Annotated in this window: 11 protein-coding genes; 5 read left to right on the top strand and 6 right to left on the bottom strand. The window is 54.2% G+C overall.

Annotation, left to right across the window (positions count from 1 at the left end):
* Positions 1–140: 140 nt before the first annotated feature.
* Positions 141–935: an HAD family hydrolase gene (locus QJQ48_RS17775; protein ID WP_346292591.1), complete on the top strand. Its 795-nt coding sequence runs from the start codon at positions 141–143 to the stop codon at positions 933–935.
* 145 nt (positions 936–1,080) lie between these two features.
* A complete protein-coding gene (locus QJQ48_RS17770) occupies positions 1,081–1,662 on the top strand; it encodes a DUF1802 family protein (protein WP_346292590.1) in 582 nt (193 codons plus the stop codon).
* A gap of 8 nt (positions 1,663–1,670) precedes the next feature.
* Here QJQ48_RS17770 and bioF read toward each other — a convergent pair whose 3' ends face one another.
* From bioF to metH, 3 genes are all read right to left on the bottom strand, one after another.
* Complete coding sequence (bioF, locus tag QJQ48_RS17765; protein ID WP_346292589.1) at positions 1,671–2,843, bottom strand: 8-amino-7-oxononanoate synthase; 1,173 nt, start codon at positions 2,841–2,843, stop codon at positions 1,671–1,673.
* A gap of 3 nt (positions 2,844–2,846) precedes the next feature.
* A complete protein-coding gene (locus QJQ48_RS17760; protein ID WP_346292588.1) occupies positions 2,847–3,317 on the bottom strand; it encodes a hypothetical protein in 471 nt (156 codons plus the stop codon).
* A gap of 110 nt (positions 3,318–3,427) precedes the next feature.
* Positions 3,428–7,066, bottom strand: a complete 3,639-nt coding sequence (metH, locus tag QJQ48_RS17755; protein ID WP_346292587.1) for a methionine synthase — start codon at positions 7,064–7,066, stop codon at positions 3,428–3,430.
* A 219-nt stretch (positions 7,067–7,285) separates the two neighbouring features.
* Between metH and QJQ48_RS17750 the strand changes: the two genes are divergently transcribed.
* The 3 genes from QJQ48_RS17750 (at position 7,286) to secG (ending at position 11,536) form a co-directional block, all read left to right on the top strand.
* The gene (locus tag QJQ48_RS17750; RefSeq protein WP_346292586.1) at positions 7,286–9,001 is read left to right on the top strand and encodes an ABC-F family ATP-binding cassette domain-containing protein; all 1,716 of its coding nucleotides are present in this window, start codon (positions 7,286–7,288) and stop codon (positions 8,999–9,001) included.
* 556 nt (positions 9,002–9,557) lie between these two features.
* The gene (gpmI, locus tag QJQ48_RS17745) at positions 9,558–11,162 is read left to right on the top strand and encodes a 2,3-bisphosphoglycerate-independent phosphoglycerate mutase (RefSeq protein ID WP_346292585.1); all 1,605 of its coding nucleotides are present in this window, start codon (positions 9,558–9,560) and stop codon (positions 11,160–11,162) included.
* A 131-nt stretch (positions 11,163–11,293) separates the two neighbouring features.
* Complete coding sequence (gene secG, locus QJQ48_RS17740; RefSeq protein ID WP_346292584.1) at positions 11,294–11,536, top strand: preprotein translocase subunit SecG; 243 nt, start codon at positions 11,294–11,296, stop codon at positions 11,534–11,536.
* Here the strand turns inward: secG and QJQ48_RS17735 are convergent.
* The 3 genes from QJQ48_RS17735 to moeB form a co-directional block, all read right to left on the bottom strand.
* Entirely contained in the window at positions 11,533–12,291 is a 759-nt protein-coding gene (locus tag QJQ48_RS17735; protein WP_346292583.1) for an aspartate/glutamate racemase family protein, read from the bottom strand. The two genes, secG and QJQ48_RS17735, sit on opposite strands and share 4 nt — an antisense overlap.
* A gap of 13 nt (positions 12,292–12,304) precedes the next feature.
* A complete protein-coding gene (locus QJQ48_RS17730) occupies positions 12,305–12,898 on the bottom strand; it encodes a hypothetical protein (RefSeq protein WP_346292582.1) in 594 nt (197 codons plus the stop codon).
* A 307-nt stretch (positions 12,899–13,205) separates the two neighbouring features.
* Positions 13,206–14,378 (bottom strand): molybdopterin-synthase adenylyltransferase MoeB, encoded by a 1,173-nt coding sequence (gene moeB, locus QJQ48_RS17725; RefSeq protein ID WP_346292581.1) that lies wholly within the window; start codon positions 14,376–14,378, stop codon positions 13,206–13,208.
* Positions 14,379–14,413: the final 35 nt, after the last annotated feature.

Raw genomic sequence — 14,413 nt, 5'->3', positions numbered from 1 at the left:
TTACATTAATGAAAACTAAACGAAAACCTATAAGTATTAGTTCAGTTAATATTAGACCTGCCGATGAGTCCCCCATTTAGAAAACGGGATTGCTAGAGTAGAAAAGCATTTCTTAACATTTTGAAATCTCGCGGCGTCCTATGCTCAGAGAAACGCTTCTCAAACCTACCCAAGCGAGCTACATCAAGCCTTCGGGATTGCTTTCCCTTAAACCGGGCGATGTCCTTTTTTGCGATTTTGACGGCCCTTTTGTCGATGTCTCCGATCGCTACTACAGCACCTATCAGCTTGGTTTAGCCGATACCCAGGCTGCCTATCAGTCACGAGGCATCGTCTTACCCATCAATCCCCTGAGCAAGACGCAGTTCTGGCAGCTCAAGCAGAATCGGACTGCTGATGAGGCGATCGCCCGCTGGTCTGGACTGGCTGATGAGCAAATTCCCTTTTTCCTCAACCGGGTGCAGCAAATTGTCAATCAGCCCACCCTGCTGCACCAAGATTCGCTGCAGGCTGGCCTGCACCGCGCGGTTTACTTACTTCGCCGCTATGGCATTCGTTTGGTGGTCGTTACGCTGCGTCATTCGGCTCAGGTGATGCAGATTTTGCGAGAGGCTAAGTTAGAGCAGGCGATTAGCGGTATTTACGGTACGTCTGAGGTGGAGCTAGCCTATGCCAACCACAGCGAACACAAAACTGCGCTGCTAGAGCAGGCGATCGCGGCGCAAAAGCCTCTTCACCGTCGCGCCTGCATGGTAGGTGATACCGAAGCTGATTTACTAGCCGGACAGTCGTTAGGCGTCCCAACAATCGCCCTCACCTGTGGCATCCGCAGTCGCTCTTATTTACAGGCATTCAACCCAACTTATCTTTGTCCTAACCTGCTTGCAGCGGTAGAGCAGCAGCTCTGCCCTTACGGTAGCCTACAGTCTGCCTGAGGTATCAGGTACAGCCTTTCCGGTCGGGGCTATTCTTGTTAGGCAAGCGGCTCACTTGGATGGCTAAAGCTTGCGCTATCTTAGGCTTAAGACACTCGGTTAGCTTCGTGCCGGTGTCTAGCTGTTGCTTGCACCTGGCAAAATCATGACTGCCCTTAAACCTGCGCTAAAAGAATGGGCTGTAGCTGTGGAGGCTCTAGCCGCCGGAGATACGATTGTGCTGCTGCGCAAAGGCGGCATTCGCGAAGTGGGCGGCCAGTTTACGGTGCCGCAGCGACGGGTGATTTTGTATCCTACCTATGAGCATCAAAAGCCTGATTTGCTGAAGCCGGATTATGCGGCAGCGGTAGAGCCTGTGGTCTCTGGCTGGCATCCGACGACAGTGCCACTACAAGCCTGGGCCGAGATTACCGATGTCTTGCAAACAAGCCAGGAGAGTAGCCTAGCCGCTCTACAGCCTTTTCACATTTGGCAGCCCCAGTTTGCCGCAGAACGCTTTAACTGGAAGCCAAAACAGCCCCTCTACATCTTGCTGCTGCGCGTCTATCGGCTACCCCAAATCGTGGAAATTCTCTACCATCCCAGCTACGGTGGCTGTCGCTCTTGGACTGAGCTGCAAACGGCGATCGCCTTGGATGGCTCTACTCCGGCCTTGACTCATGAAGATTATCAGCAACAGCGCGATCGCCTGGTTGCCATCAGCGCCGCAGAGCCAGTTATAGCCTGAGTAGACTGCTACAGCAGTTCGCCAATGGCCGTCACGAGCTGGTCAATTTGAGCAAATGTGTGGGTCGCCATTACCGTCAGGCGCAGCCGACTGGTGGTTACGGTGGGGGGACGCACCGCTGAGGCGAAAATTCCGGCTTGTCTGAGCTGCTGGCCTAAGCGTAAAACCGTGGCAGCGTCGGGTACCTGTAGGCAGACAATGGCTGATTCTGAGGGCAATAGCTTGAGGTCAGGATGGGCCTTTTTCTGGAGCTGAGCCGTCAACTGCTGCCGTAAATACTCGCTGTTGGCCTGAAGCTGCTGTCGCCGTTCGGGTTCAGCTTGAATAAGGGCGATCGCCGTCAGAGCCGCTGCGGCATCAGCGGGAGATAGGCCAGTGGTGTAAATCCAGGTAGCAGCCCGATTGCGCAGATAGTCAATCAGCTCAGCCGTACCTGCCACATAGCCGCCCAAACTGCCCAAAGCTTTGCTCAACGTACCCACCTGCACCAGCGGACGGCCCGTACAGTCAAAATGCTCCACGCCGCCGGCTCCTGACGGGCCTAAAACGCCGGTGCCGTGAGCCTCATCCACCAGCACCATGCAGTTGTACTGCTGAGCTAGATCCAGCAGCTCTGGCAGCGGGCAGAGATCGCCGTCCATGCTGAAGACGCTATCGGTGATAATCAGGCCGCGACGGTAAGCTGGTCGAGCCGCTAGTTTTTCCTGCAAATCCGCCATCTGACAGTGCTGGTACTCGCTGATAGTCGCACCGCTGAGAACAGCCCCGTTTTTGAGGCTAGAGTGATTGTACTGGTCGGCTAGGATCAGGTCTTTGGGGCCAACCAGCGCCGCGATCGCCCCTAAGTTAGCCAAATAGCCAGCGCTAAACACCAGCGCATCTTCTGTCTGCTTGAGCTGAGCGATCGCCTGCTCTAGTTCTCGGTGGAGGGGGCGGTGACCGCTGAGGAGGCGGGATCCCGTGCTGCTGGTGCCATAGGTTTGGATGGCGGCGATCGCAGCAGCGGCTAAGCGGGGATCGCTGGCAAGACCGAGATAGTCGTTGCTGGCGAAGTTGATCAGCGGCTGTCCGGCCAGGGTGATCACCGGGCCGATAGTGTCTATCGGCTGAACAGCGCGGTGCCAACGGGCTTTATGCAGCGTACCAAGCGATCGCGTCACCCAGGCGTAAGAATTGGCCATTGCCTAGCGGACTGAAAAATCAGGAATCCAGGCCAGGGGATCGCTAACCGACTGAATACCGCCTTCCTTAGAGAAAACGACCACCAGAATATTAGACTGCGATCGCCCTACATCCAAATAGCCTGCGGCCCAGGGATTGAAGCGAGTAATGCCAGCAATTTCTAGATAATAAGCGCCTTCTCGCAGCACTAGCTGCTCCCGGCGGTTAAAGTTGCGCTGCACCAGTACCCGCTCACCGTTGAGATAAACCGAGGCCCAGTCATCCCCCAGCGCTACAAACTCCACCACTACTTCCCGCACCGGCTCAAGTTCTATGCGGCCCGGAAAATAAATATTGATATCGGCATGAAGCTGCGGTTCTAGGGCTTGAAAGGCAGGGGTAGCCCTAGCTGCGGCCAGTGAGAATAAACTCAGTGCCGCCATGCCCAAAGCTCTCAGTAAAGGCGATCGCCCTATGCTGCTGTTTTGTTTCACGCTGACTGCCTCACTGACTGGCCTCTTCTTTATTAGAACTCGTTTAGCCCCGCAGAGTTTCCGGGTTGTCACAAGCGGTAAAGGAACTCACGGCTGCGCCAGCCCAATCCCTAAGCGCTGAAATATTTTGCCGTCGGATGGTAGGCCACAATTGCCGTAGTAGACTGCTCCGGGTAGAGCTGTTCGCTCTCATCCATGTACATGCCAATGCGATCGCTCTGGAGCAGATCGAGCTGAATAAACTGATCTTGAATGTTGGGACAGGCCGGATAGCCAAAGCTGTAGCGCGATCCCTGGTAGCGCTGCTGCAAGATGTCCCGCAGGGTTTCGGGTTCTAGTTCTCCGTAGCCCAGTTCCCGGCGAATCCGGGCGTGCGTCCACTCGGCCAGGGCTTCCGCTGTTTGCACCGCCAAGCCGTGATAGTACAGATAGTCCGTGTACTGGTCGGCGGCGAATAGCTTCTGGGCAAACTCCGTTGCCACCTCCCCCACCGTCACCGCCTGCATGGGAAAAACGTCAAACTGTCCCGGCTGGGCCATTTCCTGCGGCAGGAAGAAATCGGCAATACACAACCGCCGCATTGATTTTTGGCGCGGAAAGGTAAACGTGGCGATGGGGGCCGGTCGCGGTTGGGATGATTCATGCCCCGCCCCTGCGTCGCCGACCGCATCCGGACTGTAAATATGCAGCGAATTGCCCTCAGCCAAACAGGGAAAATAGCCGTAAATTACCTGAGGATGCAGCAGGTCTTCCGTGAGCGATCGCCGCTGCCATTCCGCCAAAATTGGCTGCACTGTCTCCTGCAGAAAGGCATCATACTCTGCTCTCGACTGCTCCTTCGGTTTGCGAAACTGCCACTGTCCGGCAAACAGCGCCTGCAAATCCAGATAGTCAAACACCGCCTCTAAAGAAATTGCCTCCGGCGTCAGCAGCTTCGTGCCCCAGAACGGTGGCACAGGCCGGGGAATAGCAGGATCTACGGCCTCAGAGCGGCGAGTGTCGATTGGGAGTGCGGAAGATGGAGCGGGTGAGGAAGGGGGGCTTGAACTGGTCGCAGTTCCTTTATCTCTCCCCTCTGCTTTATCGCCCCCATCTTTTCTATCTTCCTCATCTCCTCCATCCGCCAAAAAGCCCCGCACGTCATCCCACTGCCCCTCGCTCTTAGCGGGCATGAGCTTATCCATGAAGTGCAGATCGGAGAACGCATCTTTGCCGTAAATCACCTGACCTTGATAGACGTTTTGGCAGTCTTCGTAGACAAATTTGGGGGTCAGGGCCGCACCGCCTAGAATGACGGGTACGGTAATTCCGGCTTCGTTAAAGGTCTGCAGGTTGTCCTTCATAAAGGCGGTAGATTTTACCAGCAGACCGCTCATGGCAATGCAGTCGGCCTGATGTTCCTGGTAGGCCGCGATGATGTTATCGACCGGCTGCTTGATACCCAAATTCACGACCTTGTAGCCGTTGTTCGACAGAATAATGTCCACTAGGTTTTTGCCAATATCGTGGACATCCCCTTTAACCGTGGCGATGACGAAGGTGCCCTTGGCGCTGCTGCTATCCTCTTTATCCAGGTAAGGTTCTAGGTGCGCCACCGCCGCTTTCATGGTTTGGGCTGACTGCAGCACAAAAGGAAGCTGCATCTGGCCGGAGCCAAAGAGATCGCCCACCACCTTCATGCCGTCTAGCAGAAACGTATTGATGATGTCGAGGGGCGGATACTTTTGCCGCGCCTCTTCCAGCACTTCTTCCAGCCCAATCCGCTCGCCGTCGATGATGTGGCGCTTTAGCTTTTCTTCTAAGGGTAAATCTTCGGTGCTGGTGCGAAGCTGCTTGGCCTGCTTGCCTTCAAAGAGGGTAGTCAGTTTTGTCAGGGGATCGTAAGTGCAGACATCCCCCTCAAACTGACGGCGATCGTAGATTAAATCTTGGCAAACCTGTTGGTGCTCTGGCTCAATTTTAGCCAGCGGCAGAATCTTAGCGGCGCTGACGATGGCCGCGTCCATCCCTACCGACATAGCTTCATGTAGGAAGACAGAGTTGAGGGTGACGCGGGCAGCAGAGTTAAGGCCAAAGGAAATATTAGAGACGCCGAGCAGAATGTGACAGCCGGGTAGATCCTGGCGAATCTGGCGAATGGCTGCCACTGTGGCTTTACCGTTAACCCGGTCTTCTTCGATGCCGGTGGAAATGGGTAGAGCTAAGGGATCAAAGAAAACTTCATAGGGCGGAATGCCATATTCTACGGCGTCACGGTAGGCTCGCTGGGCGATCGCGAATTTTTTCTCAGCGCTGCGGGCCATGCCGTCTTCGTCAATGGTGCCAACGACTATGCCGGCGCCGTATTTCTTGGCTAGCTCTAGCACCTTAAAAAAGCGCTCCTCGCCGTCCTCGTAGTTAGTCGAGTTGAGAATGCATTTGCCGCCGGCCACCTTCAGTCCGGCTTCCATTTTCTGCCACTCAGTCGAGTCCAGCATCAGCGGCAGGGTGACATTATTCACCAGCCGTGACACCAGCTCATGCATATCGCTTTCGCCGTCGCGGCCCACGTAGTCTACGTTGACATCTAAAATATGGGCCCCTTCGCGCACCTGGGATTTAGCCAAAGAGACTAAGCCATCCCAGTCTTCCGCATTCAGCATTTCCCGGCACTTTTTGGAGCCGCTGGCGTTGATCCGTTCCCCCACAATCAGGAATGAGTTGTCCTGCTCGTAGGGCTGGGGGCTGTAGATAGAGGCGGCGGCGGGAGTATAGTCAAGCCCGTCGTAGGGCGGAAACGACTGGCGATCGCCCACTTGGCGTAGCTTGGGCTTTAGATCCTGGCTCATTTCAGCGAGCTGCTGGATGTGGTCAGGCCGGGTGCCGCAGCAGCCGCCAATCACCTGCACCCCCAAATCTTCGACAAAGTGCATCAGCGCCATCCGCAGCTCCAGCGGCGTTAGGCGGTAATGGGCCTGCCCGCCCACATTCTCTGGCAGTCCGGCATTGGGAATGCAGGAAATAGTGAAGGGTGAATGCTCGGCAAGATACTTGATGTGCTCCTTCATCTTGTCCGGGCCGGTGGCGCAGTTGAGGCCCAGAATATCGATGTTGTAAGGCTCCAAGATGGTCAGGGCCGCGCTAATTTCCGTCCCCACCAGCATCGTCCCCATCACTTCCATCGTGATCGAAACCATAACCGGCAGGCGATCGCCCTGCTGCTGAAACACTTCCTCAATCGCATTCAGGGCTGCCTTGATCTGCAGCACGTCCTGGCAGGTTTCCACAATCAGCAGATCGACGCCGCCATCATAAAGCCCCTTGACCTGCTCCACGTAGGCATTTTTGAGGGTGTCGAAGTCGATGTGCCCTAAAGTCGGCAGCTTCGTTCCTGGCCCCATCGATCCGGCGACAAAGCGCGGCTTTTCCGGCGTCGAGTATTCCGCCGCGACCCGCTTGGCAATTTCTGCCGCTTTTTTATTGAGCGCGTAGGCTTTATCGGCTAGATCATATTCAGCTAGCACAATTGAAGTGCCGCCGAAGGTATCGGTTTCAACCACGTCGGCTCCAACTTCCAAGAAGCCGCGATGCACTTTTTCCACCGCCTCCGGCTTGGTTTCCACCAAATACTCATTGCAGCCTTCATAGTCTGGTCCGCCAAAATCAGCAGCTGTCAGGTTCTGAGCTTGCAGAGAGGTTCCCGTCGCACCGTCAAAGACAATCACGGGACGCTCTGGACTGTGAAGGCGATCGAGAAAAGCGCTAGGCATGGTTCTGAAAATAGGGCGAGCTGAATGAGCAAGAAGCAATAGATATCAGGTTTTCTATTATCGTCTAAGCCGCTGTGAGAAGGAAAGCGGGCTGAGGTGTTCTGCCTGCCGCTTTCTTCTGAATCCGAACCTAAAATTTATCCAACTGGCAGCAGCAGCTTGTGAAGTTTGTTAAAGTTGCTTTGAGACGATCGCCATGCTGTTGAGAGTTGAGCCCCTATGCTACGCCTAGAACATATCAGCAAAGTTTATCCCACCGGGGAAATCCTCAAAGATGTCAACTGGGAGGTAAAGCCGGGCGATCGCATTGGCTTAGTGGGCGTCAATGGGGCTGGCAAATCAACCCAGTTGCGCATTATCAGCGGCGAGATTGAGCCGACTTCTGGTACCGTCATTCGTCCGAGTGGCCTCCACATTGCCTATCTCACTCAGGAGTTTGAGGTTGACCCTAGCCGCACCGTCCGCGAAGAATTTTGGACAGTCTTTGCAGAGGCTAACCGGGTACAGCAAGCACTGGCCCAAATGCCCCACCGCATGGAGCAGGCCGATCCCGATGAGCTAGAAAAGCTGATTACGCAAATGGATCGCCTGCAGCGCCAGTTTGAAGCGCTCGACGGCTACGGCTTGGAAGCCCGGATCGAAAAGATTTTGCCGGAAATGGGCTTTAGCGCTGAAGATGGCGATCGCTTGGTGAGTGCTTTCAGCGGCGGCTGGCAGATGCGGATGAGCTTGGGCAAAATCTTGCTGCAGGCTCCGGACTTGCTGCTGCTAGACGAGCCGACCAACCACCTAGACTTGGAAACTATTGAGTGGCTAGAGAATTACCTTAAAGGACTGACCACGCCGATGGTCATCGTCTCCCACGACCGGGAATTTCTCGATCGCCTCTGCACCCAAATTGTTGAAACTGAGCGGGGTCTCTCCACTACTTATCTAGGCAACTACAGCGCCTACATTGCCCAAAAAGCCGAAAACAAAGCGGCTCAGCTCAGCACCTACGAACGTCAGCAAAAAGAACTGGAAAAGCAACAGGCTTTTGTAGAGCGCTTCCGGGCCAGCGCCACGCGCAGTACTCAGGCCAAAAGCCGGGAAAAGCAGCTCAGCAAAGTCGAGCTGGTGGAAGCCCCCGAAACCGACCTCAGAGGGCTGCGCTTCAAGTTTCCGCCGGCCCCCCGCAGCGGTCGTGAAGTGGTGGAGATCAACGATCTCAGCCACATGTATGACGAAAAAATTCTGTTTTTAGGGACAGATCTATTAATCGAGCGAGGCGATCGCATTGCTTTTGTCGGCCCTAACGGGGCGGGTAAGTCTACGCTGCTGCGGCTGGTGATTGGCTCTGAGCAGCCAATGGAAGGCCGTGTCAGTTTGGGCAAACATAACGTGATCCCCAGCTACTTTGAGCAAAATCAGGCAGAAGCGCTTGACCTAGAAAAGACCGTCATGAACACGATTCACGACGAGGTGCCCGATTGGAAAGATGGCGAAGTGCGATCGCTGCTGGGCCAGTTTCTCTTCAGCGGCGATGTCGTCTTCAAGCCAGTGAAGGCGCTGAGCGGGGGCGAAAAGGCGCGGTTAGCCTTAGCTCGCATGTTACTCCGACCTGCAAATTTGCTGATTCTAGATGAGCCGACTAATCACCTCGATATTCCAGCTAAGGAAATGCTGGAGAACGCCCTGCAGCACTATGACGGTACGGTGCTGATTGTCTCCCACGATCGCTACTTTATCTCTCAGGTGGCAACCAAAATCGTGGAGCTGCGCGACGGCGAACTGCGGCTGTACCGGGGTGACTATCACTACTATCAAGACAAAATAGCTGAAGAGAAAGAACAGGTGCGTCTAGCTGCGATCGAAGCGGCCAAAGCAGCCAAAACCGCCGAAAAGCGCCAAAAGCAGCGTGAAAAAGAGAAAGCCCGCAAATCAGCGCGCAAATGAGCCAAATGTTTGCAGTCAATCAGACTGTGAAACCTTGCCTGTCAGAAAAGCAGCCCGGCCTGTCGGTAGTTTCCTGCTCTGAACCTCAGCGTTCAAAGAAATCTTGTTCGCGTACAGCCAGCTTAGAGATAAATCTCAGTTGCAAATTGCAGCTTTTCGATAAAATCCACCATCACTTAGACATAGATATTTAGACAGAGATTCATTGCTAGGGTGAACCGCCAGTTGTTGCTCAGCAAATTGGGAAACGAAGCAAACATACCTGCCCGATTCAGTTAGCCTCATGCCTAATTTCAGCAATTCATTACATAAGATATCGGCTGGCTAATATTGCTGTATAACGGGTAAAGGCAATTCTTAATCAAGTATTAACTTGATTTTTAATTGAGGTTTGTGGTTTAACGTGGTTTAACTGAAATTCAGCTTTAAGGTCATTTGACGGGTATTGGCCAAACTTTTTCTCTCAAAAGAGCTAGGTTTCAATGCAACACACGATCATAAACGTGGATGGTATTATGGCTGAGTCAACTGTCTACATGGTTAAAGGATCTTTGATATGACACAAGCGCCTGTTTCGCCAATGGTGCTCGTCATCTTAGACGGTTGGGGGTATCGGGAGGATACAAATGGCAACGCTGTCACAGCGGCCAATACCCCGGTTATGGACAGTCTCTGGGCAGCTTATCCCCACACCTTAATCCGCACATCCGGAAAGGATGTGGGTCTTCCTGACGGGCAAATGGGTAATTCAGAAGTCGGCCACCTCAATATTGGGGCAGGCCGGGTTGTACCGCAGGAATTAGTCAGAATTTCGGACGCGGTTGAAGACGGCACGATTCAAGAAAATGCGGCCCTACTGGAAGTTTGCCAAGACGTGCGCTATCGCAACAGCAAACTGCATTTGATTGGACTTTGCTCGGAAGGGGGCGTCCATTCTCATCTCAATCATTTGCTGGGCCTGCTGGAGATGGCAAAGGCTCAGGATTTAACCAATGTCTGCATTCACGCCATCTCTGACGGACGGGATACCAAACCCACCGAAGGGGTGACGGCTCTGCAAAAGCTGCAGGATTCTATTCAAGCAATTGGCGTCGGCCAAATTGTGACTCTCAGTGGCCGCTATTTCGCGATGGATCGCGATCGCCGCTGGGATCGAATAGAAAAAGTTTACCGGGTGATGACAGAAGATGGGGCAGGCACCGGCCAAACGGCGGTTGAAGCTTTAAAAGCTTCTTATGAAGCCGATGCTACTGATGAATTTGTACAGCCCGTCCGGCTAGCGGCTGGTGCTATAGAACCCGGTGATGGCATCATCTTCTTCAATTTCCGGCCTGACCGAGCACGGCAGCTGACTCAGGCATTTATCGCGCCCGAATTTGACGGTTTTGAGCGATCGCTGATTGAGCCGCTGTCTTTTGTCACCATGACTCAGTACGACCAAAGCCTTTCGGTCAAGATCGCGTTTGAGCCGCAGAATCTTAGCAATATCCTGGGCGAAGTGATTGCCGATCGCGGTCTGAAGCAGTTTCGGACGGCTGAAACGGAGAAGTACGCCCACGTTACTTACTTTTTCAACGGGGGGTTAGAAGAACCGCTAGAGGGTGAAGATCGAGAGCTGGTGATGAGTCCTCAGGTGGCTACTTACGACAAGCAGCCTGAGATGTCTGCTAAGGCGGTAACTGACGTGGCGATCGCGGCGATTAGCAAGCAGATTTACTCGCTGGTGGTGATCAACTATGCCAACCCTGACATGGTGGGGCATACAGGTAATCTAGACGCCACCGTTAATGCTTTAGAAGTTGTCGATCATCAGCTGGGGCGTCTGCTGGAGGGCGTGATTCAGGCGGGCGGTACCGCAATTATCATTGCCGATCACGGCAACTCTGAGTATATGTATGATGAAGACGGCAAGCCGTGGACAGCCCACACGACCAACCCGGTGCCGTTCATTCTGGTAGAAGGAGAAGGGCTAAAGATCCCAGGACACGGGACTGAAGTGCAGCTTCGCGCTGATGGTCGCTTAGCCGACATTGCCCCAACAATTTTAGATATTCTGAAGCTGCCGCAGCCGCCAGAAATGACCGGGCGCTCTATTCTGCTGTCGGATAATGTGGAGTTCAAGCCCAATCGTACGCCTGTGCGAGTGCCGCTACAGCGCTGACCTGTGACAGCGGCGCTGAGCCTATCTGAGTTAGGATAGAAAACTGAACTGTCTGAGGGGGAGCGATCGCCCTTGGCACGTCAATGGCGGTGAACCGCTGCCGACCACTGAATTTTTAGGCTTATTGATCTATGCAAATTACATCACTTTTGCAGATTGTTTGGGCAGTTTCGGCGCTAGGGCTGATTGTGCTGGTTTTGCTCCACAGTCCTAAAGGCGACGGCCTAGGGGCTTTGGGCGGACAGGCCCAGCTTTTCACCAGCACTAAAAGCGCTGAAACCACCCTCAACCGCGTCACTTGGACCCTAACCGTCCTCTTTATGGGGCTGACGGTGATTCTGAGCGCAGGTTGGCTAGACACATCTGTTGGCTAATCTCTGAGTGCAGAAGGCTGCATCCAGCCCGGATAGCCAGCTATTGGCTTGATTTCTGGTGAACGATAGGTAAGCTGCTTGCTGGTGTGCTTTTTCAGCGCTACCAGCGATTCGGCCAGACAGACGGCGGCGGCAACCGCATCTATCACAGGAACGCCTAGCTCTGCTTCCAAAGCCGTATCTAGACCGCTCATACCAGCGCAGCCTAAACAAATGGCTTCAGCTCCGTCGACGGCGATCGCTGCTTGACTGGCCGTAATGAGCGCCTCTAGAGTAGCCTCCCGACAGCTCTCCGTTTCTAGCACAGCCAGCGGCGTTGTCCGTACCGAAGCGCAGCGCTGACTTAGCCCTGTTTTAGCAATCGTTTTTTCTACCATGTCCCGGACGCGGTGCAGTGTGGTCACTACGCTCCACTTGGCTGCCAGCATGTTCGCCACATAAAGGCTGGCTTCGGCAATGCCCACAACGGGTCGCCGGGTAATTTCGCGGGCCGCTTCAATGCCCGGATCGCCCCAGCAGGCCAAGATGAAAGCGTCGGCTTCTTGATCTAAAATGATCTGCTCTAGAATGCCGGGGATTGCCAAGTATTCATCGTAGTAGCTCTCAATGGAGCTAGGGCCAGTGCGGGGCTGGACCGTCACCAGCGTCGTCTGGGATGAGCAAATAGTCTGGGCGACCTGATCAATCCCCCGCGTCATCGCCTCAGAAGTGTTGCCATTGATAATCTTGATTTGCATGAGGCGATCGCCTGCCATTGCCCCGCCTCAGCTACTCTGGCTTAGGCAGCGCTGCGGAGGTCTGCAGCATGGCCAGCAGCCCTGGAATATCTTCTTTCAGCAGAACGCTAATTTCTCCTGAATCGACGTTGCCGCTGGCATCGCTGGTAATTTCTATCCAGTAGGCATAGCGATCGCCTTCCCGCAGTTCTCCTTGAATCAGCAGGTTGGGATTGTTGCTGATGGGAGCATCGGCGGTGGGGTAGACGTATATGGGCTGCGATCGCTGATAGTCCGCGAAAATATCGCTGCCGTAGATCACTCGCAGCGATTCTTCTAGCCGATCGAAGCTAACGCCGTTAATCATGTCAAAGATGGCGGTGCGCTCGGCCCGGATTTGGCGCGGGTTGATTCCAGAGCGCAAGTTGCCGGGCGGAAAGATGGAAGCCTGAAAGGTAAAACGCTGGGCTGGAGTATCGACCCGGTTCACCAGCAGCCGCTCTCCGGGGCCGGGCCTGAGGGTTGGGTTAGCCTGAATCCAAGCAGCGACCTCGGTTACGGTTTGCCCTGGCAGTGCCCAGCTTGGCAGGGCTGCTGCTAGACCCAAGCCTAAGGCTAGAAAAAGACTGTGTCCTAAATATTTCATGATGACAACTCCTCAAACCCGACCGAACGGGGTGAAATGACGCTAAATCAGGAGGAATGGGCAATGCCCACTCTACGACTACGGTACTTGCAATATAGATTGATGTGTACCTGTAATAACGCATTCTGTAAATCCAGGGCCGTCCGGTGTTTCAGGTAGAGCCTGACCACCGTCACCGATGCCGCTTCATTAATGACACGTTATCGCAGAATTGTCATGCCTTTAACGAAAAACAAAGCAAGGAAATGATGCGCATCTCCTTGCTTTGATGAAGGCAAAGTTTAGTTAGGTTGACAACTACAAGCCCTTAGTATTCCGGCACAGAAGAATCCACTTCCCGGCTCCAGGCAGTGATACCACCCTTGACGTTAGTGCCTTCAATGCCTGCCTGCTTCAAAATGCCGAGCGCCTTGGCAGAGCGTCCACCCATTTTGCAGTGGGCAATCAGACGATGGCCGTTGAGCATTCCCTTAATTTTCTCGACTCCGGTGCCGTTCTCAATGTCGGGCAGCGGTACGAGTACTGCGCCTGGAATATTGGCAATTTCGTATTCATTGGGATTACGCACATCCACTAGTAAATAGTCGTTTGCCTGCCCATCTAGCAGCTCTTTCAGTTCGCGCACCGACATTTCCGCCAGCTCGGCCTGCTGCTGAGCCGCTTCTGCCTGGGCCTGAGGAATACCGCAAAACTGTTCGTAATCAATCAGCTTTTCGATTACGGGCCGCTCCGGATTGGGCCGCAGCTTGAGCTGGCGGAAAGTCATATCTAAAGCGTTATAAAGCAGCAGACGACCGCTGAGGGTGTCCCCCGCGCCTAGGATAATCTTCACCGTCTCCGTAGCCTGGATGGTGCCGATAATGCCGCACAGTACCCCCAAAACACCGCCCTCAGCACAGGAGGGAACCAGCCCCGGCGGCGGCGGTTCGGGATAGAGATCGCGGTAGTTGGGGCCACCTTCGTAATTGAAGACGGTAGCCTGCCCTTCAAACCGGAAGATTGAGCCGTAGACGTTGGGCTTGTCTAGCAGGACGCAGGCATCGTTGACCAGGTAGCGAGTCGGAAAATTATCGGTGCCGTCAACCACCACGTCATAGTCCCGCACAATGTCCAGTGCGTTTTCGGAACTGAGGCGCGTCTCATAGAGATCTACCTGGCAGCTAGGATTGATCTCTAAAATGCGACCTTTAGCAGATTCAATCTTGGGCTTGCCAACCCAGGAGGTGCCGTGAATAATTTGGCGCTGCAGATTTGAGTGATCGACTACGTCGAAATCCACAATACCAATGCGGCCAATACCGGCAGCGGCTAGATAGAGCAGTAGGGGCGATCCTAAACCGCCTGTACCAATGCACAGGACGCTGGCAGCCTTGAGCTTTTTCTGGCCGTCGAGGCCGACTTCGGGCAGGATGATGTGACGCGAATAGCGCTCGTAATCATCCTTTGTCAGTTGAATATCATCCAGGTTGGGATTGAGCATAGCAGTCTACGCAGGAAGTGAGCAGTAAAAACAAT

The organism is Sphaerothrix gracilis Ecp01 (genome assembly GCF_030405905.1).
Lineage (GTDB): Bacteria > Cyanobacteriota > Cyanobacteriia > Phormidesmidales > Phormidesmidaceae > Sphaerothrix > Sphaerothrix gracilis.
Note: the sequence above shows the minus strand (reverse complement) of the source record. Positions and strands in the feature narration are given on the sequence as shown.